A 10,626-nucleotide genomic window follows, 5' to 3' on the forward strand; every position below is an offset into this window, starting at 1 on the left:
CTGCTACAGCTCCGCGGCCGGCCCCGGCACGTAGGGCTTGCGCCGCACCACCAGCAGCGCCACGTCGTCGTCCAGGCGCGAGCCGGCGTGTGCGGCGAGTCCGGCCAGTATCTGCCGGGTCAGCTCGGCCGGGCTGGTGGCGGGGCGGCCGGTGAGGAACCCGGTCAGGTCGAAGAACCGGCCGTTGCGGTCGCGGGCCTCGGTGGTGCCGTCGGTATACAGCAGCAGCGTGTCGCCGGGTGCGAAACGGGCCCGGGCCGGGGCGGCGGCGGTGTCCGGTGGCGGGGCCAGGTCGAACAGGCCCAGGGGCGGTCCGGGTTCGGCCGGGGCGAGGGCGGCGACGTGGCCGTCGCGCATCAGCAGCGGCGGCGGGTGGCCGCAGTTGACGACCTGCACGGTGGGGCGGTCGGGGTCGACCGACAGCAGCACGGCGGTGACGAACTCCTCGGTGCCGGCCGGGCGGCGGGCGAGCATGGCGTGCATGCGGTCGGCGACACGGGACAGGTCCGGCTCGGTGTAGGCCGCTTCCCGGAACACGCCGAGCACGTCGGCGGCGGCCTCGACGGCGGGCAGGCCTTTGCCGCGGACGTCGCCGATGAGCAGCCGGTCGCCGAACCGGGTGGACAGCGCCTCATACAGGTCGCCGCCGATGCGGGCTTCGGCAGCGGCGGCCCGGTAGGCGACGGCGGTGCGGACCTGGGACAGCTCCGGCGGCACTTCCCGCAGCACCACGTGCTGCGCGGTCTCCGCGACGCTGCGGACGTTCGCCAGCATCCGGGATTGGCGCCCCACCAGGCCGACGCTGACGCAGGACACGACGGTGACGGCGCCGATCGCGCCGACCGCGGCGACCTCCACCTCGCTGGCCACGTGCAGCGAGGACTCATACAGCAGCAGGGACACGCCGATGGCGGTGACGGCGGTGGCGATGGTCTGCCACATGGAGCGGGTCAGCAGCGCCGAGAGCGCGGGGGCCACCGACAGTGTGGAGGAGAACGTGACGTCTTTGGGGGTGGCCAGGTCGGCGCTGACGATGACGGCGATGAACACGTACGGCACCAGCCGCTGCGGCCAGGTGGAGTGCGAGGGGGTGACGGTGACCGGGGTGCCCTCGCCGCCGCCGGGCGGGGCCGGCGGCGCCGCGGCGAGGTCGCGCCGGCGGTCCGGGCGGGGCAGACTGGCCATCGTCAGGGGTCCAAGGTGGGTCGGCGGCACGGCCGGCGGGGCCGGTGCCGTGGTCGGGTCGGCGGTGTCCATCGTGTCGTCCATCGTGCGATCAGGGGCGATCAGGGGCGATCGGGCTCGGTCTGGGGTGATCGGGGGACATCGGGTGCGGTGATCACGTCCGACCGGGTGCGATCAGCGGATCACGGCCGCGCCAGGTATGGCGCGCTGAGCTGCGCCGATCGCGCGACACGGGCCGGGGCCGCGTGGCGCGCGCCGTCGGATGCCGGTGCACGCTCGTCCCCACCGATACCGGCCCGATACCGGCCACCTCCCGGCTACAAGTCGAGGTCCACCACCACCGGCGCGTGGTCCGAGCCGCCTTTGCCCTTGCGTTCCTCCCGGTCCACGTAGGCATCGCTGACCGCCCCGGCGAACGCCTCATTACCGAACACCAGGTCGATGCGCATGCCGTTGTTCTTCGGGAACGCCAGCTGCCGATAGTCCCAGTAGGTGTAGGGCTTGTCGTACTTCAGGGCCCGCGGCAGCACCTCGGTCAGGCCCCGCGCTCGCAGATCCGCCAGCTTCGCCCGCTCGGCCGGGGTGACGTGGGTGGACTCGGTGAACAGCGAGATGTCCCACACGTCGGTGTCAGTCGGGGCGATGTTGAAGTCGCCGAGCACCGCATAGGGCAGGCCGGCGCGCGCCGGGGCGGCCACCGCCGCGGTGAGGGAGTCCAGCCAGGCGAGCTTGTACTCGTAGTGGGCGTGCCCGACCTCGCGGCCGTTGGGCACGTAGACGCTGGTGACCCGCACACCACCGCAGGTCGCTGTGATCGCCCGCGGTTCGGTGACGCCTTCGAACTCCGGCAGGCCATCCCAGCCGCGCCGCACGTCGGTGATGTCATGCCGGGACAGGATCGCCACACCGTTCCAGCGGCCGGTGCCCCACGTCGCCGCCTGGTAGCCGAGCTCGGCCACCTGCCCGGTCGGGAACGCCTCGTCGGTGGATTTCAGCTCCTGCAGACACAACACGTCCGGTTTGGCCGTGCCGAGCCAGCCCAACAGCCGGTCCACCCGCGCCGTCACCGAGTTCACGTTCCAAGTCGCCACCCGCAACACCATGGGAGCAGCTTATGGGGTCATAGACCGAACTTCGCGCTCCGCACGGCCGCGACCGCGTCGTCCGGCCCCTCCATCGCCACCACCGCATGCCCCTGCCGCCCCGACATGAACATCACCAACTCCGCCGGCTCCGCGGTCACCGTCACCACCGGCGCACCCTTGTGCGCCACCGCGGTCTGCCCATCAGGGCGCCGCAACACCAACCCGGCCGGCGCGCGCCGACCCATCAGCCGCGCCAACCCCGAGGCCCGCTTCCACAGCACCTCACTGAGCCCGGCATCCAGCATCCGAGGCTCCCACCCGCCCCTGGCCCGCCGCACGTCCTCGCAGTGCACGAAGAACTCCACCACATTCGCCGCCTCATCCACCGAAGCCAGCCCGAACAGCGACCGCCGCGACGGCCCGGAGGCCACCATGTCCAGCAACTCCTCCCACGGCCGCGCCGCGAACTCGGCCTGCACCCGCTCCAACCGCGGCGCCAACGCCTTCACCAAAATCCCGCCGGCCGCATCCACCCGCCGCTCCCGCACCACGACATGCGCCGCCAGATCCCGCGCCGTCCAGCCCTGGCACAGCGTCGGGGCGTCGGGACCGGCTTCGGTGAGGGCTTGGGCGAGGTGGGCGCGCTCGGTACGGGCGTAGGTAGGCATGAGGTCTACGGTAGGCGGCTCGGGGGCGGGGTGCACGGTGGTCGCGCTGAGCGTCATAACCCCCGGCGCGCGCCACCCCTTATGCCGCCACCTCAACCTCGACACACGCGCTGCGGCGCTTCCTCAGGCATTACGATGCAAAATAGTTGCATGGGTACCGTTACCACTGTCGCATCCGTGTTCAGGCCCCTGTTGACCGCCGCGCTCGGCACGGCGCCGCCGGCGATCCGTTTCCAGTTCTGGGACGGCAGCTCGTTGGCGCCGGCCGACGGGCACACTGTGGGGGCCGTGGTCCTGCGCTCCAAGGACGCGCTGGGCCATCTTGTATGGGCGCCCGGGGAGCTGGGGCTCGTCCGGGCGTTCGTAGCGGGGGATCTGGATTTCACCGGGGACGTGTTCACGGTGCTGCGGACACTGCAACAGTCCGCACCCCGCGACGCGCGCCTCGGCGCCGACGCCGCGGTCAAAGCGCTCGCGGTGGCGGCGCGCGTCGGGGCGTTAAGACAGCGGCCCGATCCGCCGGCGCAGGAGGCGCACCAGCGGGGCCGGCTGCACAGCAAACGCCGTGACTCCAAGGCGATCAGCCACCACTACGACGTCGGCAACGAGTTCTACGAACTGGTACTCGGGGAGTCGATGACGTACTCCTGCGCCCGGTTCGTCTCCGACGGCGACGACGGCCGCTCCGGCCCGGACCCCACCATGGCGCTGGCCGACGCCCAGGCCGCCAAACACGACCTGATCTGCCGCAAACTGGGCCTGGACCGCGAGCCCGGCATGCGGCTGCTGGACGTGGGCTGCGGCTGGGGCTCGATGGCCATCCACGCCGCCACCCGCTACGGCGCCCGCGTCGTCGGCATCACCATCAGCTCCGCCCAAGCCGACCTGGCGCGCAAGCGCGTCGCCGCGGCCGGCGTCAGCGAGCAGGTGGAGATCCGGCTGCAGGACTACCGCGACCTCGGCGGCGAGACGTTCGACGCCATCTCCTCCATCGGCATGTTCGAACACGTCGGCGGCGAGCGCACCGCCGAATACTTCAACACCCTGCGCGCCCTGCTGGGCCCCGGCGGCCGCCTGCTCAACCACGCCATCTCCAGCCCCGGCGGATCCCGCATCAGCAGCCGCAGCTTCATCGGCCGCTACGTGTTCCCCGACGGCGAACTCCTCGACGCCGGCGCCACCGCCGCGGCGATGCAACAGGCCGGCTTCGAACTGCGCGACGTCGAAGCACTGCGCGAACACTACGCACTGACCCTGCGCGCCTGGGTGGCGAACCTGCAGAAGAACTGGGACCGCGCCGTCGAACTGGTCGGCGTGGGACGCGCCCGGGTATGGCTGCTGTACATGTCCGCCTCCGCCCTCGGCTTCGAAGACGGCGGCATCGGCATCCACCAGCTGCTCGGCGTGGTGCCGGACGAGACCGGGAAGGCTGACATGCCGGCGTCGCGACGCAGCTGGATGTGAGAGTCCACCTCTGAACCCATCTACGAACCCGACTGTGAGGGCGTGATGCGGGGTGCGGGCCGCCGCCAGCCGGCCCGCACCCACACCAGCGCCCCTAAGAAGAACGCTGCGAGCACCGCCCACATCGCAGGCCATTTTATGACCATGAACGTAAGCCCAACGTGAAGACGGCAGCCGCCACCATCAACAGCGAACTGCGAACTGCGATAGTGAGCGGTCATGACCGAACCCGACAACACCGGCCCCGGCCAGAGCGGCCAGAACCTGGCCGCCACCGCCAAGGCCATCATCACCGCCAACCGCTACCTCACCATCGCCACCACCGACGAACACAGCACCCCCTGGGCCAGCCCCGTGTTCTTCGCCGCCGACGACAACGGCACCGACTTCTACTGGATGTCCTCCCCCGAAACCCGCCACTCTCGCGCCCTGACCACGAACCCCCAGGTCAGCCTGCTGATCTTCGACTCCACCGCCGCCCCACTCACCGGCGACGCCCTGGCCATGGCCGCCACAGCCACACAAATCAGCGGCACAGACCCACAAGGCCCGCACGGCGACCTGGCGCGCGCCCTCCGCATCTACCCCGGACCCCCCGAACGCGGCGGACGCCCGGTGGACATCAGCCAGATCACCGGCGACTCGCCCTACCGGATGTACCGGGCGACAGCGTACGAGTGGTACGTGCAATGCCCGTGGGGCCAAGGCGCCTGCCTTGCCCACGGGCATCGGTACGACCACAGGATCGCGGTGGATCTGTCGGGCACGTCTTGATGAAGCTTCATACAAGCGAGCCTCCAACAAGGCGTGCCCACAGCCAGACCACCCGACCTTGGCCGGTTCGAGCCGCTACGGCTCGTCTGCGGGTTGGCCGCCTTCCGGCAGTTCCCGCTGCTCAGACGCCAGGATCGCGCCTGCCCGCTTCTCCCATGCCTCGAACCGGGCCGCCGACTCGACGAGGAACTTGAGCCCCGTGTACATGTCGTTGACCGGCCCACGTAGCACGCGACTGAACGACGACAAGCCCGCGAGGGCCGGAGCCACGTCCTGGAATTCCGCGATGCTGCCGCGCGATTCTTCCGCCAAAGTGCTGATCTTCTCCAGGAACACCAGGTGCTCCGGCACGCGCTGCTCGACAGGCGTCGACTCGACGTAGTCCAGAACGACGGTCATGCCCTTGTCGGCCTGCTCGATGTGGTTCCAGACCTCGTTGGCGTGTTCCTTGAACTGGCGTGCGACAGGCCGCAACAACTCCGCGGCCCGGATGACGACCTTCTGCCGATTTCCTATCGTCGCACCGTCGGTGTTGGCTTCGTTGAGCATCGGTGCGATGGCCTCGGCGGCCTCGGTCAGCGACTCCACAGAGTCGGTGAGCCCGGCAATCGGGGTCATGACCGAATCGAAGTGCGTCTCGACCTCCGCCATGGCGTCCAACACGCCGAGCGGGTCGTCGTCCGGCGTGGATTGCGGATGGGGGTCGGCGGCTTCGACGTCAGTGGGCAGCCCCAGGAGGATCCTGGCCGGGGTCAAAGGCCTGAATCCGCCCTTGAGCCCTTCCTGGAGCTTCTGCACCAGATCTCTTTTGGCCTCGATGAGACCGCTTTGGCTTCTCACGAAGCGGACGGTGCGGATACCTGCGATGTCGAACGGGGACATGCCCTTCTCGCTGATGTGAATGGCGAGCTTCCCAATGGTGTGACGAATGCCCAGCTCGTAGGTCACGTTGGGGTTGCTGCCGGAGAGATCGGCGATGACAACGTCGGACTCGATCAGTTGCCGACAGATCTGTTCGGTGATCTCCCCGGGCTCGTTGATCTCGTCGGCACGCAGCGGGACGATGCCGTTCTTGCGGCAGGCAGGCTTGATCACCTTGTCGAAGGTCTCGATGGATTCCTCGTACACCTTCTGCGCCGCGCTGTCGTCTTCGGCGTGTTGGTCGCTGATCGGACCGATCACGAAGCAGGTGGGCGCCTTAGGCTGCACACCGGGCGTTTCGACGTTCGTCGTGGTCACGCTGGGTCCTCCGTCGTGGGAATGTCTTGTTCATGGCTGTCGTCGCCTGCGGCGAGGCCGGCGAGAACGCCGTCGTGCTGAACGGGGCCCATATCGATGCCCAGGGCGTCCATCAGGGCCACTGTCGGCACGATGTAACGCCAGCCGGGCCGCAGCACCTGGCACGGGAAACGGTCGACACCGATGAGGCGGTAGGCCGTCCCCGGGCACATACCGAACGCGCTGGCCGCCGTCTTCAGATCGACGGAAACCGGCAGGTCGAAGAGCACCGGGAAAGTCAGTCGGGTGTTCGGATGGAACTTCATGATCCGCCTCCGTGAGGAATCAGCTGTAGAGCGCCGATGGGTTCGCCCTCGCTTGGGCGCCGTGCCCGATGAACCACTTCACGCAGGCCCATGTGGGACGCCAGCTCGCCGAGGCGGTAGCCCTCACGGTGCGCGGACGACGTCGTGAAGCGGATGGTCGCGGCCAACCGATCGGGCTGAGCCGGACCGGTGACGTGCAACTCCCACAGGTTTTCGGCCATCAGCTCCGCAGGCATCGGTTCGATCAAGTTGCGCTGGTCGGCGATGGCTTCGATGTCTGCGGTCGTGCGCTCCCGCGACCCGGCTGCCGCGAATCGCCACCCCTGATTGACGACCGCTCGGGCGAGCCACCGGCTGACGTCCGGATCGTTGGTGTCGACCTCAGCGACTGAGGCCAGAAACGCGGTTACGAGCTCGCTCTCCAGATCGGCCCGACACACCGGCAGATAGGTACCGATCTTCCCTGCAGCCCGCCGGAGAAGCGGAAGCGCCAGCCACACTGCGGCAAGCTGATGCTGTCCGGTCGGACTCTGGTCGTTCTGGGCCGCACGGACGGCGGGAGACCACAGGGCTCGCCGCGCGTGCGAATCACTGGTGCGGTCGTACAGCCTGGCACGCAGATCGCGGAGTCCGGCCGCGACCGGTATTCGCTCGAGCCTGACGAACAGGCTGGAGTTCCCCCTACTCACTGTCCGTCCCCCTGTTCAACGATCCTGGAAAAGGCGACTGCGAACTGTCCGAACGCTTCCGCCATGTCTCCGAGAGCGTTGCGGATCCGAATGGCTCTGACCGTCGCCTTCTGGCAGGCGATCTGGGAGCCCCGGCGGTGTGACCCGGGAGTCGCCCGGGTTCCGTAGAAGGTGACTGGGCCGTGGACTCCGCCGGTCACCGTCATGCCGTAACCGGCAGCCTGGATGCTGAAGGCCCGGCGGTCGCGCCCGGATTCATCGTCCATGACCATGACCAGGCATGTCCGTTCCGATCCGAACACCCCCGTGGACGCCTCCTACGGCGGCGACGCCCTTGCCGACGAACTGGAAGACGCTGCGATCCTGAGGATCGGACCGGCCCGGTCTCGGATTACGCGCGTCGGCCGCTGTGTCGGCGATGCCCGACTCCCTTCCAGCGACCTCGGCAACGCCCTTAAGCAGGTTGCCCGACGGCCGCGGCACATAGAGCCAAGCTCGCTGACCGAAGGTCTTGCCGTCGACCGTCGCGAAGATCTCCGTGAAGCGATCGGCGTGGAGCGTGCAGTAGCCGGCGACGACGACGTCCTCATACACACGGTCCGAGATCGCCGCCACGAGGCTCGTCGTGTGCGGGCTCGCGTCGGCAAGCGCGTTCTTGAGCTGGCGGCAGTCAAGCACCCGGTGCAGGTCGTTGCGTGCCTTCCCGTTGCCGTCACCGACGGCTCCCCAAGCGGGGACACGGCCGCTGTGAATGCTCACGCGGGCACGGATCGGCTTGCCGCGCGTGCGCTCATTGAATCGGGCCAGCGCCGCGTCGATGGCATCGATGCCGGGGCAGATGAGACGAGGAAGGTGGACGGAACCGAATCCGAACACGATGCTGTCGCCCCTGTTCTCAGGAAACAGCTTGTTCTCGATCAGGGTGTCGAGCCCCGCCTCAGCGAACGCTTCGTCGACCAGCTGCTCCAGCAGCCGGCTCGTCGGGGCGTGGAGAGCGGACGGAAGCGCTGTGAAGCTCTGGAGGTCTGCGGCGAACAGACCGATGTCGTCGGGCAGCTGGAAGTCACCGGTTCGAGAGACGCCGGACATTCCTTCTCCTTCTCGAAGGCCTTCCAACGGTCGAGGAAGGCGCTTGCTTCGAGAATCGGCGCGCGCGGCGTTACGGTCTGCACCATGCAGTGCACAGAGAGTATGACCTGGGTCACATTTCGCCTACGCTGCGACGTGCGTCAGTGCACAGATCGCAGCAGGCTTTCGTCCTCGATGCGGATCCAGACACGCGCTCTGGAAATGGCACCGATCGTTGAGAGCTCTGCCAGCGCACGTCCCACCGCATTCCGCCCGGTCCCCACGTGCTCTGCGATCAACGTATGGCCGACACCGACGATCAAATCCGATCTGGTGCGCTCCGAGATCTGGATCAGGAAGTAGGCGGTGCGAGCCGTCGTGGAATACGCTGGTTGGTGAGTGTGTCGCCACTCCACGTCCCGGATGAGCGACTTGTTCGTCTGATATTCCGCGAGAACACCCTGGCGTTTGCTGAAGTAGCGGGTGAAATCCTCCGCCCGAACCGCCCACGCCGTGCACTTTTTCAACGCCACCACAGTGGCACGGTGCGATTGCGACGAGAGCACAGCGTCCTCACCCACGATCTCGCCGCGGCCCCGCACGGCAATCCCGACCAGTCGATCGTTGATGTAGCTGACCACGCGCACCAGGCCCGTCTCCAGCAGTAGAACGCACCGACAATTGCCGCCCTCCCGAAGCAGCGGTTGGCCTCGTTTGAAATGTCGACGCATGCCAAGCAGCCGAAGATCGTGCCATGCAGAATCGGAAAGCATCTGCCGCTCCCAGGCGTATCAAGGCTTGTCGCCCGCAGGTGGTACTGACGTCAACAGTCAAAACCCGTCGCGTGACTTCCTCAAGCAAGGTAGGCCACGCCGTCAGCTCCGGCGCTTGCGTCAACTAGTCGCGCGCCCGAGCCGCGGCGTACCGAAGCCACCGCCGGAGGGGATACGGCGGTGGCTTCGGAGTCTGTGTGGAACCTGACGAGTCAGCGGCAAGCGGCGAGCATCACACCCCAGCCGGCGGCGTGTCCCCCGGCTGAATGTGCGGAATGGCATCCGTGGGCTCCACGCCCATCTTCCCGGCCCGGAAGTCCAGCAGCGCCTGCCGGATCTCCTCCTCGCTGTTCATCACGAACGGCCCGTAGTGCACCACCGGCTCGCGCAGCGGTTCGCCGCCGAGCACGATCACGTCCATGTTCGGGTGCCGCGAGTCCTGCTGCTGGTCCGCGCTGATGACGATGGTGTCGCCGGCGCCGAACACGGCCGTCTGCGCCGAGTTCACCGGGCGGTTGTCGGTGCCGACTGTGCCGCGGCCGTTCAGGACGTACACCAGGGCGTTGAAGTCCTTGCGCCACGGCAGTTCCACCCGGGCGCCCGGGGTGATCGACAGGTGCGCCAGGGTGATGGGGGTGTGGGTGACGCCCGGGCCCTGGACGCCGTCGATGCCGCCGGCGATCACCCGGACCAGTGCGCCGCCGTCCTGCGAGGACGCCAGGCCCACCTGGCCGCTGCGGATGTCCTGGTAGCGCGGCGGCGACCACTTCTTGGCCGACGGCAGGTTCACCCACAGTTGGATGCCGTGGAACAGGCCGCCGGTCTGCACCAGCTTCTCCGGCGGGGTCTCGATGTGCAGCAGACCCGAGCCCGCCGTCATCCACTGCGTGTCACCGTCGGTGATCACGCCGCCGCCGCCGTGCGAGTCCTGGTGGATGAACGTACCGTCGATGATGTACGTGACCGTCTCGAACCCGCGGTGCGGATGCCACGGCGTGCCCTTCGGCTCACCGGCGGCATACTCCACCTCGCCCATCTGGTCCATCATCACGAACGGGTCCAGGTACTCGGTGCGGATCCCGGCGAACGCCCGGTGCACCGGGAAACCCTCGCCCTCGAACCCCGACGGCGCGGTCGTCACCGCCAACACCGGCCGCGGCACGGCATCCGGCGCCACAGCGGCGATGCGGGGCAGCGCCAGCGGGTTCTCTACGGTCACAGCAGGCACGGCAGCCTCCAGCAGTCGAATCAGGCCCGGTGGGGCCCAGTGTCACGGTCACCCGGCACCAACGGTAGTTCAATTTTCAATATTCCGCGCACGGAGGCGAGGAGGGGCGAACGGCAGGGGCGACACGGCAGGGGCGACACGGCAGGGG

11 protein-coding genes are annotated in these 10,626 nt (G+C 68.5%); 2 read left to right on the forward strand and 9 right to left on the reverse strand.

The window, feature by feature from the left end; all coding sequences use genetic code 11:
* Window positions 1-3: 3 nt before the first annotated feature.
* From KGQ19_RS30325 to KGQ19_RS30335, 3 genes are all read right to left on the reverse strand, one after another.
* A complete protein-coding gene (locus KGQ19_RS30325; RefSeq protein WP_212015310.1) occupies window positions 4-1,269 on the reverse strand; it encodes a PP2C family protein-serine/threonine phosphatase in 1,266 nt (421 codons plus the stop codon).
* A gap of 233 nt (window positions 1,270-1,502) precedes the next feature.
* On the reverse strand, window positions 1,503-2,282 hold the full coding sequence (locus KGQ19_RS30330; RefSeq protein ID WP_368862182.1) for an exodeoxyribonuclease III: 780 nt from the start codon (window positions 2,280-2,282) through the stop codon (window positions 1,503-1,505).
* Window positions 2,283-2,305: 23 nt separating this feature from the next.
* Window positions 2,306-2,938 (reverse strand): TIGR03085 family metal-binding protein, encoded by a 633-nt coding sequence (locus tag KGQ19_RS30335; protein ID WP_212015314.1) that lies wholly within the window; start codon window positions 2,936-2,938, stop codon window positions 2,306-2,308.
* 177 nt (window positions 2,939-3,115) lie between these two features.
* On the opposite strand from KGQ19_RS30335, the gene KGQ19_RS30340 reads away from it, so the two are divergent.
* Together KGQ19_RS30340 and KGQ19_RS30345 are read left to right on the forward strand one after the other, a co-directional pair.
* Entirely contained in the window at window positions 3,116-4,402 is a 1,287-nt protein-coding gene (locus KGQ19_RS30340) for a class I SAM-dependent methyltransferase (protein ID WP_307856559.1), read from the forward strand.
* Between the two features lie 219 nt (window positions 4,403-4,621).
* Complete coding sequence (locus KGQ19_RS30345) at window positions 4,622-5,176, forward strand: pyridoxamine 5'-phosphate oxidase family protein (RefSeq protein WP_212015318.1); 555 nt, start codon at window positions 4,622-4,624, stop codon at window positions 5,174-5,176.
* 75 nt (window positions 5,177-5,251) lie between these two features.
* Here the strand turns inward: KGQ19_RS30345 and KGQ19_RS30350 are convergent, their stop codons facing one another.
* The 6 genes from KGQ19_RS30350 to KGQ19_RS30375 form a co-directional block, all read right to left on the reverse strand.
* Window positions 5,252-6,415, reverse strand: a complete 1,164-nt coding sequence (locus tag KGQ19_RS30350; protein ID WP_212015320.1) for a hypothetical protein — start codon at window positions 6,413-6,415, stop codon at window positions 5,252-5,254.
* Window positions 6,412-6,720, reverse strand: a complete 309-nt coding sequence (locus tag KGQ19_RS30355; protein ID WP_212015322.1) for a hypothetical protein — start codon at window positions 6,718-6,720, stop codon at window positions 6,412-6,414. The genes KGQ19_RS30350 and KGQ19_RS30355 overlap by 4 nt, the downstream gene beginning before the upstream one ends.
* Window positions 6,717-7,409 carry a hypothetical protein gene (locus KGQ19_RS30360; protein ID WP_212015324.1) on the reverse strand — a complete coding sequence of 231 codons (693 nt, stop codon included), beginning with the start codon at window positions 7,407-7,409 and terminating at the stop codon, window positions 6,717-6,719. Before KGQ19_RS30360 ends, KGQ19_RS30355 begins: the two co-directional genes overlap by 4 nt.
* Before the next feature lie 255 nt (window positions 7,410-7,664).
* Entirely contained in the window at window positions 7,665-8,498 is an 834-nt protein-coding gene (locus tag KGQ19_RS30365) for a nucleotidyl cyclase domain-containing protein (RefSeq protein ID WP_212015326.1), read from the reverse strand.
* Window positions 8,499-8,638: 140 nt separating this feature from the next.
* The gene (locus KGQ19_RS30370; RefSeq protein WP_212015328.1) at window positions 8,639-9,250 is read right to left on the reverse strand and encodes a Crp/Fnr family transcriptional regulator; all 612 of its coding nucleotides are present in this window, start codon (window positions 9,248-9,250) and stop codon (window positions 8,639-8,641) included.
* Window positions 9,251-9,482: 232 nt separating this feature from the next.
* Window positions 9,483-10,478 carry a pirin family protein gene (locus KGQ19_RS30375; protein ID WP_212015330.1) on the reverse strand — a complete coding sequence of 332 codons (996 nt, stop codon included), beginning with the start codon at window positions 10,476-10,478 and terminating at the stop codon, window positions 9,483-9,485.
* Between the last annotated feature and the right edge of the window lie 148 nt (window positions 10,479-10,626).

The sequence above is a fragment of the Catenulispora pinistramenti genome (assembly GCF_018274385.1).
In the GTDB taxonomy this organism is placed as follows: Bacteria; Actinomycetota; Actinomycetes; order Streptomycetales; family Catenulisporaceae; genus Catenulispora; species Catenulispora pinistramenti.